12 protein-coding genes are annotated in these 15,816 nt (G+C 58.5%); 6 read left to right on the forward strand and 6 right to left on the reverse strand.

Annotated features, from left to right (window positions below):
- Positions 1-140 precede the first annotated feature (140 nt).
- Entirely contained in the window at positions 141-704 is a 564-nt protein-coding gene (locus VN577_05205) for a hypothetical protein (protein ID HWR14201.1), read from the forward strand.
- Here VN577_05205 and VN577_05210 read toward each other — a convergent pair whose 3' ends face one another.
- Positions 705-1,502, reverse strand: a complete 798-nt coding sequence (locus tag VN577_05210; GenBank protein ID HWR14202.1) for a hypothetical protein — start codon at positions 1,500-1,502, stop codon at positions 705-707.
- A gap of 141 nt (positions 1,503-1,643) precedes the next feature.
- Between VN577_05210 and VN577_05215 the strand changes: the two genes are divergently transcribed.
- From VN577_05215 to VN577_05225, 3 genes are all read left to right on the forward strand, one after another.
- Entirely contained in the window at positions 1,644-2,561 is a 918-nt protein-coding gene (locus VN577_05215; protein ID HWR14203.1) for an isoaspartyl peptidase/L-asparaginase, read from the forward strand.
- A gap of 310 nt (positions 2,562-2,871) precedes the next feature.
- Positions 2,872-6,630: a TonB-dependent receptor gene (locus VN577_05220; GenBank protein HWR14204.1), complete on the forward strand. Its 3,759-nt coding sequence runs from the start codon at positions 2,872-2,874 to the stop codon at positions 6,628-6,630.
- A 142-nt stretch (positions 6,631-6,772) separates the two neighbouring features.
- Entirely contained in the window at positions 6,773-7,519 is a 747-nt protein-coding gene (locus tag VN577_05225; GenBank protein HWR14205.1) for a hypothetical protein, read from the forward strand.
- A 14-nt stretch (positions 7,520-7,533) separates the two neighbouring features.
- Here VN577_05225 and VN577_05230 read toward each other — a convergent pair whose 3' ends face one another.
- On the reverse strand, positions 7,534-7,821 hold the full coding sequence (locus tag VN577_05230) for a hypothetical protein (protein ID HWR14206.1): 288 nt from the start codon (positions 7,819-7,821) through the stop codon (positions 7,534-7,536).
- A 104-nt stretch (positions 7,822-7,925) separates the two neighbouring features.
- Between VN577_05230 and VN577_05235 the strand changes: the two genes are divergently transcribed.
- Positions 7,926-8,993 (forward strand): VWA domain-containing protein, encoded by a 1,068-nt coding sequence (locus VN577_05235; protein HWR14207.1) that lies wholly within the window; start codon positions 7,926-7,928, stop codon positions 8,991-8,993.
- 249 nt (positions 8,994-9,242) lie between these two features.
- Positions 9,243-11,861 carry a DNA gyrase subunit A gene (gene gyrA / locus VN577_05240; protein ID HWR14208.1) on the forward strand — a complete coding sequence of 873 codons (2,619 nt, stop codon included), beginning with the start codon at positions 9,243-9,245 and terminating at the stop codon, positions 11,859-11,861.
- A 70-nt stretch (positions 11,862-11,931) separates the two neighbouring features.
- Here gyrA and VN577_05245 read toward each other — a convergent pair whose 3' ends face one another.
- From VN577_05245 to VN577_05260, 4 genes are all read right to left on the reverse strand, one after another.
- Positions 11,932-12,690: a glucose 1-dehydrogenase gene (locus VN577_05245; protein HWR14209.1), complete on the reverse strand. Its 759-nt coding sequence runs from the start codon at positions 12,688-12,690 to the stop codon at positions 11,932-11,934.
- Between the two features lie 94 nt (positions 12,691-12,784).
- On the reverse strand, positions 12,785-13,081 hold the full coding sequence (locus VN577_05250; GenBank protein HWR14210.1) for a helix-turn-helix domain-containing protein: 297 nt from the start codon (positions 13,079-13,081) through the stop codon (positions 12,785-12,787).
- Positions 13,082-13,096: 15 nt separating this feature from the next.
- On the reverse strand, positions 13,097-14,128 hold the full coding sequence (mgrA, locus tag VN577_05255) for an L-glyceraldehyde 3-phosphate reductase (protein ID HWR14211.1): 1,032 nt from the start codon (positions 14,126-14,128) through the stop codon (positions 13,097-13,099).
- A gap of 81 nt (positions 14,129-14,209) precedes the next feature.
- Positions 14,210-15,772, reverse strand: coding sequence for a glycosyltransferase family 39 protein (locus VN577_05260; GenBank protein HWR14212.1), 1,563 nt, complete (start codon positions 15,770-15,772; stop codon positions 14,210-14,212).
- Positions 15,773-15,816 lie beyond the last annotated feature (44 nt).

Here is a 15,816-nt window from a genome sequence, read left to right on the forward strand (position 1 = left end):
ATTTGAGCCCGTTCTGTCCCCACAAGATTCAGACGGCTGTGCGCCGCGGTTGTGACAGATTATCGCAGAAATTTTTCTTTTACTGGCGCCGTCACAGATAAAGAGCGTTCTACGTCTTCGCCATTGAAGAGAGGGAAAGCATGCTGAAGAAGATCCTGAAGATGGCGATTGCGAGGTTTGAGCGGCAGAACGGTTATGACGGCAGCTATACCCGGTACATCGTGGAGCACTCGCCGTCGGCATTGTGGAAGCTGGGAAAAATCCAGGGTTTCGCAACCCACCACGAAGACGTTCCGCGCGACGCCTACTATGCCGCGAAGATTACGTCGGTTCTGCGCGCGGATTGCGGACCATGCACGCAACTGGTGGTGACGTGGGCCGAGCGGGCCGGCGTAGCACCGACGACGATTCATGCGGTGCTGACCAAAGACTGGGACGCCATGACTTATGACGTGCAGTTGGTGGTGAAGTTCATCGAAGCTGCACTGGCGCGCAGCCTGGAAGCGGATGTGTTACGGGAAGAGATCCGGCAAAAGTGGGGCGACCGGGCGGTGATCACGCTGGCGTACGCGGCGACTGCGGGGCAGATCTACCCGACGCTGAAATACGCGCTGGGCTTCGGACACGAATGCACGCTGATCAAGGTGGCGGGAAAAGATGTTCGCGTGTCGCACGAGTTGCCGAAGATACTGCAAGCTATTTAATCAGATGCTGTACTTGCGGCGCACCCACTCAAACCATTGACGTTCAAAGTCCGATTGCGCGACGCCCAGCACGGTCTGGGTGTCGCCGTTCCGGACGATGAGTTCCCGCAACTTTTCTTTTCCGAACTCCTGCATGACGTACTCGACGATGGTGAACCCGACCTGGTAGGTGCGGGTATCGTCTATGGAATTCAGCTCCGAAAACGACGGCGGGTTGTGGGCCTTCATGTAGTCGACACGGCGCGGAGGCACGAGTTGTCCGGCTTCGTAGATGGCCACGCTTTCCCAAAGCCAACGCGGATGGTTCGCGATGGAGCCATTGATCTGCAACGAGACGCAGTGGGCGAACTCGTGCAAGAGGTTGCCGATCATGATGTCATAGCCACCCCACTCGGAGAGGTTGGGCGACATCATGTGGATGGCGGTCGGGGAGGTGACAAGCCCGGCGGTCCAGGAGGGGATGTATCCGGCAAGGGCCGTGGTGGCGAGTTCGAGTTGGCGATGGTCCGGGTACAGGGTGACATGGACCTTGGGCATAGAGTCGGTGCCGAAGTCGGAAAGGATGCGCGAGTATTCGGCCTCCAGCTTCGAGGCGGTGCCCGAGATGTTGCTGGAATCAAGCGAAGTGTAATGAAACACGAAGTGCGCGCTGGAGTAGGTGAGCGTGGGCCGCTCCGCAGTCGATGAGGCTGCGCTCGAGGCGGCAGCGGTCTGCAGGTTGGCCGAGATTCCGCCGCACGCGGTTAGCCCCGCAAAGAGCAGAAAGACCCCAGCGAATTGGAGGAGGCGGTTCGTCACAGGGGAGAGTCTGTAATGTTAGCCGATTTCCTTAGGTTATGGCGCACGAGGGGACGAGATGGCGCTCACAGCGGGGCGGTTCGGGGGCACTGCTATGATATGTAGTCCGTCGCGCGGACCGTACTTATTGAGGTAGCTCCCTTGTCGAACAAGCCAGTACTCCTGGTCCACGGTGGAGCCTGGGCCATCCCTGACGATCAAGTCGAAGCACATTTAAATGGAGTTCGTAACGCTCAAGCCGCCGGTTGGCGTGTGCTTGAACGCGGAGGCACCGCTATCGAGGCGGTAGAAGCAGCCGTCGTTGTCATGGAAGACGACCCGACCTTCGACGCCGGACGGGGCAGCTTCCTGAACTCGGATGGCAGGGTGCAACTGGATGCAATGATCATGTGCGGCGGCACGTTGCGGGCTGGAGGCGTGGGATGCGTGGAGCATATCCGCAACGCGATCAAGGCGGCACGAAAGGTGCTGGAGGATAGTCCTCACGTGTACCTGGTGGCGGAAGGAGCCGAGCGATTTGCGGAGAAGCATGGGATTGAGTTGATCGATAACTCCGAGCTGGTGGTTCCGCGCGAGGTCGAATTGCTGAAGGTCGCCCAGGCGAAGGCGGAAAAGGGAGAAGTCCACGAGATCTTCGCGTCGCAAGAGTTTCCGAGCGATACGGTGGGAGCCGTTGCGCTCGACAAGGATGGGAACCTGGCCGGTGCGACTTCGACGGGCGGGACATTAAACAAGACGCCCGGACGGGTGGGGGATTCGTCGCTGATCGGCTGCGGCTGCTACGCCGATAACGAGTCGGGCGCGGTTTCAACCACCGGGTGGGGCGAGCCGATGATGAAGCTGGTGATCGCAAAGTGGGCGGCGGACCAGATTCGTGCGGGATCGACGCCGCAACAGGCGGCGAAGGACGCGATCACGTACCTGAAGAACCGGCTGAACGGGCACGGTGGAATGATCGTGCTGGATGCGAAGGGACGGTTTGGGATCTCGCACAACACACCGCGCATGACATGGGCGACGAGAACAACGTCGGAAGCGCGTTCGGGGATTGAAATCTAGCGGTTGCGACCGGTAGTAGTGTTACTTTCAAGATTCCTCAGTGAGCCATTTCCTGCCAAGCAGAAACTGATTTTCCGCGACCATTTTGAGTTTCCCGTTTTGGGACTAGTATTGCCACTTTCATTGCTTGCAAGTTGCACCGCCAGTGGTGTAAAACCTAGCACCGCAGCTACTTACAGAAGCCGCGTTTTTTCTGCGCGAATCCCATTCGCGAAATAGATGTGGGGTAGGACGAATCGTTAGCTCTTTGGTGTCCAGCAACGACAGGAGTGTCGCCGCCTTGGTTGGCGGTTGCGAAAGGTGGAAAGGGATGAAGGGTATTCTCAGCTTTATCGGGATCTTGGCGATTTGCCTGCTTGTGCCAGTCGGGATGATGGCTCAGTCGGCAGCAACCGCAGAACTGCACGTTGCGGTGAAAGATCCGAAAGGCGCGGTGGTTAGAAGCGCCAATGTAACCGTCCGCAATGAGGCGAGGAACTTCGAGCGGGCTTCGAAGGAAAACACCGAGGGCGAATACCAATTTCTGCTACTTCCGCCTGGACAGTATCAGGTAATCGTGGACGCCGCCGGGTTCGCGAAGACAACGATCAGCAATGTGACGATCACTGTCGGCCAGCGGGCTGAGTTGCCAGTGACGCTGCAACTGGCGTCGGTGAGCGAGACGGTGAACGTCAGCGGCGAAGCGGAACTAATCCAGACACAGGTGACGTCTGCCAACACCACGGTCGACCAGGTGCGCATCGACAACCTGCCGATCAATGGTCGTAACTACATCCAATTTGCGCTGACGGATTCGAAGATCGCGCGCGACACGGCGCCTTCCATCGGCGCGGCCCCGACTTCCGGATTGAATTTCAGCGGACAGCGCGCACGTTCGAACCTGGTGAACGTGGACGGCGCGGACGCGGTCGACAACTCGACGAATGGTATTCGCTCGACGGTGTCGCAGGAAGCGGTACAGGAATTCCAGATCATCACGAATGGCTACAACGCCGAGTACGGGCGCGCTTCGGGCGGCGTGGTGAACATCATCACGCGCTCAGGGACAAATGATTTCCACGGAACGGCATTTGGATACCTGAGAAACCGCAACATCCAGGCGAAGCCGTATTTCTCGACCACGGCAGACCCTGCGTACACGCGGTACCAGGCCGGTGTGGCCGCGGGCGGCCCGATTATCAAGGACCGCACCTTCTACTACTTCTCTTATGAAGCGACACGGCGCCGGGAGTCAGGCTTCTCTACGATTGGGCAGAACAACTTCAACCTGGTGAACTTCAACACGGCCGCAGTGGGACTTCCGTTCGGGAACGTAATGCTGACGCCGGCCCAGGCTGCGTTCGTGAGCCAGATCGCCCCGATTGCCGCCGGGAATGCGTCGGTAGCAAGCTTCATGGGTAACTATGTGGTGCTCGCAGGCGGAGGAGCAGGGCTCGGCGTGAACCGCCAGTTGCCTTCCGCGACGATGGCGGGCGCGCTGGCAGCCCGTTATGGCGTGACTCCAAGCCTGACGATGTTCCCCACCAGCGGCGCGCAGTTACCGGCGTCGTTCGTGGGCATGCAGTCGCTGATTGGCAACTTCCCGGTCAGGGAAGAAACGAGCCTTTACTCTTTGCGGCTGGATCACCGTTTCAGCGCCGCGAACAACTTCAACGTGCGCGTGGGAGTAAGCCCGAGCACGGCGACGGGTATCCAGGTGAACGCGCAGGGTCCGCAGAACTTCGGTCAGAACGCCTGGTCGCGTACGTCGGAGCAGCAGTATCGCGACTTCAACGTGACTGCCCAGGACACGATGGTCCTCGGCAATAACAAGGTGAACGAGTTCCGGTTCCAGTATGCGCGTCGCGGACTTCGCTACAACTACTCATCGGGTCCGGGCGGAAGCAACGTTGCCGTTAACATGGCGGGTTATGGGTTCTGGGGACGTGAGCCGTTCTCGTACGTGAACCGCACCGAGGAGCGCTACCAGTTCCTCGACAACTTCACATGGACTAAGGGCAGCCACACCATCAAGTTCGGTGGCGACGTCAACTACCTGCCGCTGACGGCAGACTTCACGGTCAACTTCGGCGGCCTCTACAACTTTGGCAGCCTAGCTGCGGGGCAGTTGATGACCGACACGAGTGGCAATCCGATTACCTCGATCGCAGGAATCTCGGTGCCGGGATTCTCGCCGGTACAGGCCTACGGGCTGGGTATTCCGGCGGCGTACATTCAGGGCGTTGGCAATCCGCACGATGAATTTAAGAACAAAACGCTGGGCGTGTTCCTGCAGGACTCGTGGCGTCTACGTTCGAACCTGACGATGAACTACGGTGTCCGGTATGACGTTGAGTTCACGCCGGAGTTTGCAGCAGTGAATGCGATGTCGCAGACGGCACAGGACGCGCTCGGCATCACGCAGGGTATTCCCCGCGACAACAACAACGTTGCGCCGCGCATCGGGTTCGCATGGGATCCATGGAGCGATGGCAAGACGGTTGTTCGCGCGTCGTACGGCATGTTCTACGATCACCCACTGCTGGCGCTGGCGTTCGACTCGGACGTTGCTGACGGAACGCAGGCACCGCAGATCGTGCTGTTCCCGGGATCTCCGGGTGGATGCAGCTTGAACGCGTCGAACGTGTTCCAGGGCTTCCCGGGGACGGTGAACAGCCAGGGACAGGCAGTTGCGGCTTGCCCCGCCGCCAACCTTGCTCCGTTCACGTACCTGCAAGGTCAGCAGCGGTTTGATCCCACTCCGGGCACTCAGTCGCTCTTCACCAACCAGAACTACCTGACGGCAGGCGTGCCGCTCGTACTGCAGCCGTTTGGATTCCCGGTCGCAAAGAACTTCGAGTACGGGTACTCGCACCAGGCGAACCTGACATATGAGCATGAAATCATGCGCGATATGTCGCTCAGCCTCGAGTACAACTACAACGGCGGGCGTCACCTTAACCGGCCGATCAACGTAAATCCGGTGCGCACAGACCTGCTGTTCCAGAACTACTTCCGGGCGCGCAATGTGATCAATGCTCTGTTGCCGTCGTTGCCCGCCAACGCGCAAGCCACCCTGCGTGGGCAACTGGCAGCTCCCGAGTTGATCGGTATCTGCCCGGCGATGCTGGTCGGACTGGGCGTTCCGGCGAATACCGTGAACGCGCTTGTCCAGCAATATGGCAACTTCCAGCCTGCGGCGCTGATGAGCTTCTTCCGCCCGTCGGGAATTAACCCGTCGCTTACGGCAGCGGCCTCTCCGGTGGCACCCTGCGCGGCTAATACCGGGCTTCCGAACGCAGGGAACCTGCTACAGGAGTACGGGCTCGGACTTGGCGTAACGGTTCCGTTCAGCGATATGCCGGCCAACTTCTCGGACGGCACGTCGGTGTACCACGGCTTCACGGCCAATGTGAAGAAGCGCATGCGCAAGAACTACGAGTTCTTGTTCTCGTACACCTGGTCGCACGCGATCGACGACGGCACCGACCTTCAGTCTCCGTTGTCGCCGCAGGACAGCTTCCGCCCGTATCTGGAGCGGGGCAATTCGCTCTTCGACCAGCGGCACCGGTTGGTGTTCAGCAGCGTGTACGATACGGGCAAGCTGTCGAATTCCGGATGGAAGCGCTTCTTCAACGACTGGACGATTGCTCCGGTGATTGAAATCAGCTCGGGTCGTCCTTTCAACATCGTGACGTTCACGGATCGCAACCATGATCTCAGCACCGGCACAGACCGCCCGAACGCGGTTCCGGCTGGCACGGCGACGAATGCCTGTGGCGATCCGGTTGTGCCTTCCGAGTACTCGCCGACCGGGTACTTCCAACTGCCCTGCGACTTCGCCGGTCAGTACACGGGTAACCTGGGCCGCAACACGGGCGTCAAGCCGTGGACGTATTTCACGGACCTGCGCGTGGCGAAGCGGATGAACCTCACGGAGCGGCTGAAGCTCGAGGGCATCATGGACGTCTTCAACCTGATCAACACCTTCAACGTGGCCGACGTGAACCCGCTGTACACGAGCGCGGGTCAGCCGACCGCGGCGTTCGATCCGCGCCAGTTCCAGTTCGCACTGAAATTGACCTGGTAAGAATTGCCTCCCTTCAGCCCCGGCCGCGTGCCGGGGCTATTCTTTTGCGGAACAGTACCGCGACTTTCGGGTTATCTAGGTGATAGGTAAAGTCATCTCGGCTGCTCGATTCGGGAGTATCATTAACTTTGGAGCGGGAACCGTGAAGCGGGCGCTAGCCATCCTTGTACTTAGTTCCGGCGTACTGTTCGCCCAAGTGCGCGGAGTGCCACCCTCGATTACTTCCACCACAGGAAATGGTCCTTCAACTTTTGGAGTTGGAGCCAGCATCACCTCGCTAGGACCCCGCGGGTTTACCGGTCATCAGAACTTCCGGACTATGGTTCCGTCACCTCAGGGTCCGCGCGGCCAGAGAGGAAATCACCGGGGCGGCCATAACGGTCATAACCGCGGGAACTACTATGGCGGGTACTATTACGGGGGATATGTATACCCGTACGCGTACACGTATCCCATGGCTGTCGCTCCCGAGCCAGAGTACGTAGCTCCAGAGTACGTAAATGAGGAACCGGCGCAACCGGAGCGTCCGGCACTGACCGTGTTTGACAGGGGATCGAACGTGCGGCCTGCGCCGAACCCGACGCCAGTCGGAGAAGAAACAGCCTCACAGGCGAAAGAGGCTGCCCAGAGCGAGAATCGAGAGCAAGAGAGTCGCGCTGGAGCAGGCTTCGCGGAACCAGAGCCAATTCCGCTACTCGTCATCTACAAAGATGGTCGGGAGAAAGAGATCCGGAACTTCGCGATCGTAGGCGATACGCTCTACGAAATTGGGACGTATACCTCGCACAAGATCAAACTTGCGGAACTGGATCTGAAGAAGACCGTTCAAAAGAACGAGGAACGCGGAGTCGAATTCACGCTTCCGGCCGGCTACGTTCCCGAAGCCTAGCCAGATGTTCTCGCTTAGGTCCCTGACTGTGCGTCGTTAGATTTCGCTTCTTTCTGCTCCAAAACTCTGTCCAAGGCTGCCTGCACTTCTTCGAGGCTGACATGGTGCAGCCAGTCGGTGAGTTCCTTGGCGGTGGGGTGGCTTAATTTGGGATGTTGAAGCTCGTTGAAAAGACAGGCGACTACTCCGGTCAACACCGACATGTACTCTGGATTGTTTTTCCCCACACGAAACATTTGGCCCATACCACGGATACGCCGGCTCGCGACGCATCCGAATCTTCTTAGTTTCGTTTGATCCATGAATTTTAACCGCGGGTTGTGATCGGCCAAGAAAGTGGGCAAAAAAGGCATTACGAGACTATTCGCGGGCGGTTGTGTTTGCCTGTTAAGGCCAAGGGAAGGCGATGTTCAGGACGAGTCGTGCCGCCGGTTTGTCGTTGCTGTTATCGACACTGCTAGTTGCGCAGGAAATCCCCACTATCTCGGTGAATGTGAAGGTGGTGAACGTACTTGCGACCGTACGCGACAAGCAGGGCCGAATCGTGAACTCGCTCGCCAAAGAAGACTTCTTGCTGGAGGAAGACGGCCATCCGCAGGTGATCAAGTACTTCACCCGCGAGACCGATCTGCCACTTACCCTGGGACTGCTAGTCGACACAAGCCTGAGCCAACTAAGGGTGCTTGATGAGGAAAGAGATGCGAGCGCCGCTTTCGTGAACGACGTCCTTAGGGCGGACAGGGATTCCGCTTTCCTGATCCGGTTCGACTTCGATGTGGAGCTACTGCAAGACCTTACAACCTCACCGCTGAAGATCCAGTCTGCCCTGAACGAACTTACGTCGCCTCGTCGCCACGATTATTCCGGAACTCCGGTGGGCCAGGGTGGCGGTACGCACTTCTATGACTCGGTCTTTCTCGCCTCGGACGAACTGATGCAGAAGCAAAAAGGCCGTAAGGCGCTAGTGATCCTGACGGACGGGGTAGACCAAGGAAGCAAGGTCACGATTGACCGTGCCGTCGAAGCAGCACAACGCGCAGACACGGTGGTGTACACAGTCCTGTTCTCGGACGAGCAGGCATATGGAGGTTCGCGAGGTGGGCGTCCCCATATCAGCATTGGAGGTCCCTGGGGCCGGGGTGGCTCAGGATGGCCAGGGTCAGGAACGGGATGGCCCGGAGGGGGAGGCCGTGGCGGCGTCTCTCACGGAGACGGCAAGAAAGTATTGGAACGCATCTCGCGCGAAACCGGCGGGAGGATGTTCGAGGTTACTGCAAAACAGAATGTTACGCAGATCTACAGCGCGATCCAGGATGAACTGCGAAACCAGTACAACCTGGGCTATTCGTCGGACCAACCCACCGGCGGGAACGATTACCGCAAGATCAAGCTGATCACCCGCGAGAAGGGCTACAAGGTTCAGGCGCGCGACGGCTACTACGCGGACACAAAGCAGCAGCAAGCCAGCAAGTAGACCTCTACCGGCCCTTGGGAAGGGCTGGGAAGAGGCGCGGTGCCTTGTTTTTTCGACGTTTCCGGGGCAAGGATTCTGGCCCTGAAAGCCGCCCGCAGAAACGTGCTCACATGCTATAATGATCAATGGCTCTTCCACTGCGTAACTTCCTGTAAATGCAAGTGGTTACGGCGTTTTTGTGCGGCTTGAAAAGTTGTTCCGCGCATGCCTGATTTGTGCGCAGAATACGCCGAGAGCTAGTGAATATCTATGGCTGACGAACAGAATCCGAATAATCAAATTCCACTTGGTGGCGATGGTGCCGGAAACCTGATGGGACCCGGCGCGGCGAATATCCAACCGATCAACATTGAAGAGGAGATGCGGCGTTCGTATCTCGACTATTCGATGTCGGTGATCATCGGTCGCGCTCTGCCGGACATCCGCGACGGCCTGAAGCCCGTGCACAGGCGCATCCTTTACGCGATGCACGACATGGGTGTGCTGCATAACAAGAAGTACATGAAGTGCGCCGGTGTGGTTGGTGAGTGCTTGAAGAAGTATCACCCGCACGGCGACTCTGCCGTGTACGACGCGTTGGTGCGCCTGGCACAGCCGTGGAGCATGCGTTATCCGCTGATCGATGGCCAGGGCAATTTCGGCTCAGTTGATGGCGACCCCCCGGCGGCTTATCGGTACACCGAGTGCCGCCTGATGGCGATCGCTGAAGAGTTAATGGCCGACATCGACAAGGAGACTGTCGACTTCGCAGAGAACTTCGACAACTCCACGGTGGAACCGGTGGTTCTTCCGACCAGGGTTCCCAACCTGCTCGTGAATGGCGCGAACGGTATCGCCGTGGGTATGGCGACGAACATACCGCCCCACAATCTCACTGAGATCGTCGACGCAACCATCACGCTGGTCAACAATCCGAAGGCGGGATTGCTCGACCTGCTGAAGTTCGTCCAGGGCCCCGACTTCCCGACGGGCGGATTCATCCACGGCAAGGGCGGCATCGTCGATGCGTACAAGAACGGCCGTGGACGTTTCATCATGCGCGCCAAGGCTGCCATTGAGAACATCAGCGGCGGGCGCAACGCCATCGTGGTCACCGAGATCCCGTACCAGGTCAACAAGGCTACGCTCATCAAGCGCATCGCCGAACTCGTCAACAACAAGGTGATTGACGATATCAGCGACGTTCGCGACGAATCCGATCGCGAAGGCATGCGCATCGTGATTGAACTGAAGCGCGGCACCGAAGCGCAGATCGTGCTTAACCAGCTCTACAAGCACACCTCGATGCAGGAAAGCTTCAGCATGATCTTCCTTGCGGTTGCGAACGGGCAGCCGAAGGAAATGGGTCTGGTCGAGGCGATCCAGCACTTCGTCAATCACCGTATTGATGTGGTGCGTCGCCGGACGGCGTTCCTGTTGCAGAAGGCAAAGGACCGCGAGCACATCTTGGAAGGCTACACGGTCGCTCTCGATCACCTCGACAACGTGATTGCGATCATCCGTGGCAGCGCCGATCGTGCGAATGCCCGTGAAAACCTGGTCAACTACTTCGCCGGCAAGAAGATCGACATCAACACCACGGGCCGAGCGCCAAAGCTCGAACCGGAGAAGCCCTTCACAGCACGTCAGGCGGACGCGATCCTCGAATTGCAGTTGCACCGTTTGACGCGTCTCTCCATCGACGAAATCTCGAAGGAGTTGAAGGACATCCGCGAGCAGATTGCGGAATACGAATCGATTCTTGGCAGCGAGTCGAAGTTGCGCAAGGTCATCGTTAAAGAACTCGAGGAGATCAAGAAGCAGTACGGTGACGAGCGTCGCACCCAGATTGTCGACGAGACCACCGAGATCCAACTCGAAGACCTCATCGCCGACGAGCAAGTCGCCGTCACGATCAGTCATAACGGCTACCTGAAGCGCACTGCAATCACGACCTATCGTTCGCAGCGTCGCGGCGGAACCGGCCGCAAGGGCATGAGTACGCGAGAAGAGGATTTCGTCGAGCACCTGTACGTGCCCAGCACGCACGACTACCTGTTGGTCTTCACCAATACGGGCCGTGTGTACTGGCTGAAGGTGTACGAGATCCCCGACGTCGGCGCCGCTGGAAAAGGCAAGCACGTCGGCAACCTGGTTGCGCTGCAACCGGGCGAGTCGGTGAAGGCATTCCTGCCGGTCCGCGATCTTGAGAAGGAGAACGAGTACGTGTTCTTCGTGACCCGCAAGGGCACGGTCAAGAAAACGCCGCTGAAAGACTTCTCGAACGTGATGTCACGAGGAATCATCGCCATCGGCATCGACAAGGATGACGAACTCGTGGCCGCTCAGATCACCGACGGCAACCAGATCATTTTCCTCGCGTCACATGAAGGCCTGGCGATCCGCTTCGACGAAGAACACGTGCGGCCAATGGGCCGTCCGGCTTACGGCGTCCGCGGCATGGACCTCGACAAGAAGGACTACATCGTTGGAATGGCCGTCACGCCGAAGGAATCACCGAAGAAGAAGAACGGCAAGGACGAGAAGGATGTCTGCCGCATTCTTTCGGTCACGGAGAACGCCTACGGCAAACGCACCGATGTGGACGAATACCGTCTGCAGTCGCGCGGAGGCAAGGGCGTCATCAACGTGAAGACGACGGAACGTAACGGCAAGGTGGTCTCCATCATGCTGGTTACGGAGAAGTCCGAAGTGATGGTGATCAGCCAGTTCGGCAAGATCCTGCGCACCGATACGGAACAGATTCGTGCGGCAGGACGTTCGACACAGGGCGTCCGCTTGCTGAACCTCGAAGCTGGAGACCGCGTCGCAGCGGCAGTGGTGATTCCGGAAGAGGAACAGGACGAGTCGCCAACGCTGATTCAGTAATTCGGTTAAACAACCAAGGGCAGGCCACGCGCCTGCCCTTTTTTCTTTGCCTAGGTATGAACAGGTCAATTTAGCGCATGCCGCCGGAGGCGGTGATGATTTCACCGGTCAGCCAACCGGATGACGGCGATGCGAGGAAGACCGCCACGGGAGCGATGTCTCCCGGCTGGCCGAAGCGGCCAAGCGGCGTTTCGGCAACCACGTGCTTTTGAAAGTCGCTGCCGATGATGCCCGCGGCGTGCGCACCTTCGGTTTCGACTCCACCCGGGTTGATGGCATTCACACGAATCTTGCGAGGGCCGAGCTCCTTGGCCAGCACGCGCGTGATCGTGTCCACGGCGCCCTTGGTCCCGGCATAGACGGCCGAAGCGGGCGGCGTGACGGATGTGATCACCGAGCTGATGTTGATGACGCTTCCACCGTCAGGGCCAAAGCGCTTCACAGCCTCCTGGGTGGCGAGGATGAGTCCAAGGACGTTGGTGTTGAACTGGCGATGGAACTCGTTCTCGGTGACGGACTCGATGGGGTCGAACTTGTAGATACCGGCATTGTTGACGAGAACGTCTACGGTACCGAACGTTTTGACGGTTTCGGTGAAGAGGCGCTGTACGTCGTCTGACTTCGAGACATCTGCCTGGATGGCAACAGCCTTTCCGCCACTGCTGGTGATCTCCTGGACGACGCGATCTGCGCCGGTCCGACTGGATGCATAATTCACCACTACCGAGGCGCCGGCCGAAGCCAACGCGCGAGCGATTTCCGCACCGATTCCCTTTGATGCCCCAGTGACAACGGCGACCTTGCCGTCCAATTCCGTTTTCTGCTTCATATGCGACCTCCTGGCGTCGCGCTTTCAACAATTCGATAGTTAGATAATCATCGAAATGAAAAGATTCAAAAGCAGAGGAGAAAGGAAGATGGGCTTATATTTTGGACAGGCGCGCGAGGTAGGCGTCGAGGATGTCACGACGCAGAATGAGCTTGGCAAACTTTCCTTCGCGCTCGATTTCTATAAGGCCGGCAGTTTCGAGTTCTTTGATGTGGTGAGAGAGCGTGGCGGCGCTCAGGCGATGCCGCTTGCGAAGGTCACTGCACGCCATTGCAGACGTGCAGGCGCCGATCTGGGTGAGGATCTGGTAGCGTCGCGGTTCGGCCAGCGCGCGCGCTATGCGAGCAAATTGCTGATCGGTAAGCCGAACCGCTTTCCTTTGTGCATTCATCGCCTGACGCTTCGATTATGCCATCTTCTCGCGGGCATTGCGCCAGATGTCGATGTCACCATCAATGGCGTGCTGGTCGATGGCCTTCAACTCGTCGGCGGTGAAATCAAGCTTCTTCAGGGCGTCCAGCGAATTGTCGAGTTGCTGCACGTTACGGGAGCCGATCAGGGCTGAAGTCACACGCTTATCACGAAGCACCCAGGCGATCGCCATTTGAGCGAGTGTTTGTCCGCGACTTACCGCAATTTCGTTCAAAGCGCGCACGTGCTGCAAATTCTCGTCGTTGAGGAAGTTCTTTCGGAAAGAACCTTCGCCCTTGGCGCGCGAGTGTTCGGGGACACCATGAAGATACTTATTGGTGAGCAGTCCCTGCGCCATCGGCGAGAAGGCGATGCAGCCGACGCCGAGTTCGCCGAGAGTATCGAGCAGGCCCTTCTCGATCCAGCGATTGAGCATGGAATAGGAGGGCTGATGAATGAGCAGCGGCACGCCTTCGCTGCGCAGCAGCTTTTCGGCTTCGCGCGTCCGGTCGGGATTGTATGAGGAGATGCCGACGTAGAGCGCCTTGCCCTGACGAACGGCTTGAGCCAGCGCACCCATGGTTTCCTCGAGCGGCGTGTCGGCCCACGGGCGGTGGGCGTAGAAGATATCGACGTAGTCGAGTCCCATGCGCTTGAGGCTGTCGTCGAGAGATGCGAGCAGGTATTTGCGCGAGGCGCCGATGCCGTAAGGGCCGGGCCACATGTCCCAGCCGGCCTTAGTGGAGATGATGAGCTCATTGCGGTAGCGGCGGAAGTCCTTGTGGAAGATGACGCCGAAGTTCTCTTCTGCCGATCCGTACGGAGGGCCGTAGTTGTTGGCGAGGTCGAAGTGAGTGACGCCGCGGTCGAAGGCACGTCGCAGCATGGCGCGGGCGTTCTCGAAGGAATCAACACCGCCGAAGTTCTGCCACAGTCCCAGCGAGATCGGTGGAAGCTGGATGCCAGAGCGGCCACAACGACGGAACTGCGGGTTCTCGTAACGCTTCGAATCAGCGACGTAGGACATGAATGCAGGCTCCTTCTTGAATGAACAGCCAGTTTAGTGACGGGCAGCCTAATTCCACAAGTTGTGTCGATGAGGGAGTGTTCAGTCCCAGTTCTTCAAATCCGGCCACCAGTCGGATAGCGTGCCCGGAGACTTAGGCTTGCGGCAAAGGAGAACCGGCCGGTTTTCCCAAGGCGCGGCGTAAGGGTGGTGCAACTCGGCCATGACTGTGACTTCTTCGAAACGACGTTTGGCGCGTTCGACGGAACTGCCGAGGATGATCATGGTTTTGCCGGAGTAGTGGCGGGGTCCCCAAATCCAATAGGTCTGGTGGCCGCCGATGGCTTTCGGGAGCCCATACTTTGGGCCGAGCACGTCGATTGCTCCGGCAGCCGCGAAGTCGTTGGCGAAAATGGCGGTGTCCGGGCGTTCTTCCGGTGGAACCGAGTTGTAGGCTTTCGCAACCGCCTGTGTCATCTCCTCCCATCCAAAGCTCCATGAGTAATAGTGCGGCATGGGTTCAAGCGCCATGCTCTTTTCGCTGGGCTCAATGTAGAACGGAGATTTTCTCTGGTAGGCCAGAAAAGCTTCCGGCGAGAGGACAGGAACGACCATCGGCAGAGAAAGGATGCTGCCGATCACGATCACTGAGACGAGCGCGGGCTTGATCCAGGAAAGGCGATGACGGAAGAGCTGCTCAATCGCGATAGCTCCGCCGGCGAAGACCATGGGGAAAACCGGCCCGGCGTAGTAGTCCTTGCCCTTAAGTACGATGAGCAAGGCGATCACGGAGACGAATGTGTATCCGAGGACGCGAAACGGCTTGCCGGTTTTGAAGAAGAAAAAGTAGAAAGCGCCGAGAAGCCACACCGGCAACGTGAAGGGCGTGAGAAGCATGACTTGCGCCCGCAGATAGCCGAGGGGAGTGAAGACCGTGTCGCGGCCACTGGCCCTGATGTTGCGCATAAGTTCAAGGAAGGGCCAGTCGTGCTGAATGTTCCAAATGAGATTGGGAAGAAATAACAGAAACGCGATCAGGCCGGCGATCCATATCCAGGGTTGGGCGAAGGCCTTGCGCTCCGGGGTGAGCAGTAGTCCGAGGACGACACCGAACCCGAAGAGCGCGATGGAGTACTTATTCTCAAGTCCGATGCCGGCAAGCAGACCAAACCATAACCATAGCCTTTGATTGCCGGTCTTGATGACCCGAATGACCACGAGCGCGCAAGCCATCCAGATGGGCGGCTCGAAGGCGTTCATGGTGAACAGGTGATTGAGAACGAGATAAATCCCGGCACACGCAACGCAAAGGGCAGCGAGCGCTTGCGCGAAACGGCCGCCGCCGAGTTCGCGGGTGATGCGCCCGGTGAGCCAGATGATGAAGAATCCAGCCAGAGCAGGAACCAGACGGATTGCCAGCAGTGAAGTGCCAAGGGTGTGGCGCACGAGCCAGGCGATCACTGCGATCAGCGGCGGTTGGTCGACGTATCCCCAGGCGAGATGTTCGCCGCAGGCGAGGTGGTACATCTCATCACCGAAGTATCCGTAACGGTTAGCCGTGGCAAGTTGCAGAAGCAAAACAGCGGTGGCGATGTAGAGAACTATTGCTGGTCCGCTGCTGAAACGGGAGCGTTCTTTTTCAGTGCTGATTGCAGGTGTTGCCATCTAGGGGTCCGCGTGGAGGCCTCTCGCTGGGTCGACCTCCACCT

The sequence above is a fragment of the Terriglobales bacterium genome (genome assembly GCA_035561515.1).
Lineage (GTDB): Bacteria > Acidobacteriota > Terriglobia > Terriglobales > Acidobacteriaceae > DATMXP01.

Excerpts from the sequence above, each read along its gene's own strand:
- VN577_05220 (HWR14204.1), top strand. The coding sequence starts at position 2,872 with ATGAAGGGTATTCTCAGCTTTATCGGGATCTTGGCGATTTGCCTGCTT.
- VN577_05245 (HWR14209.1), bottom strand. The coding sequence starts at position 12,690 with ATGAAGCAGAAAACGGAATTGGACGGCAAGGTCGCCGTTGTCACTGGG.
- VN577_05230 (HWR14206.1), bottom strand. The coding sequence starts at position 7,821 with ATGGATCAAACGAAACTAAGAAGATTCGGATGCGTCGCGAGCCGGCGT.
- mgrA (HWR14211.1), bottom strand. The coding sequence starts at position 14,128 with ATGTCCTACGTCGCTGATTCGAAGCGTTACGAGAACCCGCAGTTCCGT.
- VN577_05205 (HWR14201.1), top strand. The coding sequence starts at position 141 with ATGCTGAAGAAGATCCTGAAGATGGCGATTGCGAGGTTTGAGCGGCAG.
- VN577_05235 (HWR14207.1), top strand. The coding sequence starts at position 7,926 with ATGTTCAGGACGAGTCGTGCCGCCGGTTTGTCGTTGCTGTTATCGACA.
- gyrA (HWR14208.1), top strand. The coding sequence starts at position 9,243 with ATGGCTGACGAACAGAATCCGAATAATCAAATTCCACTTGGTGGCGAT.
- VN577_05250 (HWR14210.1), bottom strand. The coding sequence starts at position 13,081 with ATGAATGCACAAAGGAAAGCGGTTCGGCTTACCGATCAGCAATTTGCT.
- VN577_05260 (HWR14212.1), bottom strand. The coding sequence starts at position 15,772 with ATGGCAACACCTGCAATCAGCACTGAAAAAGAACGCTCCCGTTTCAGC.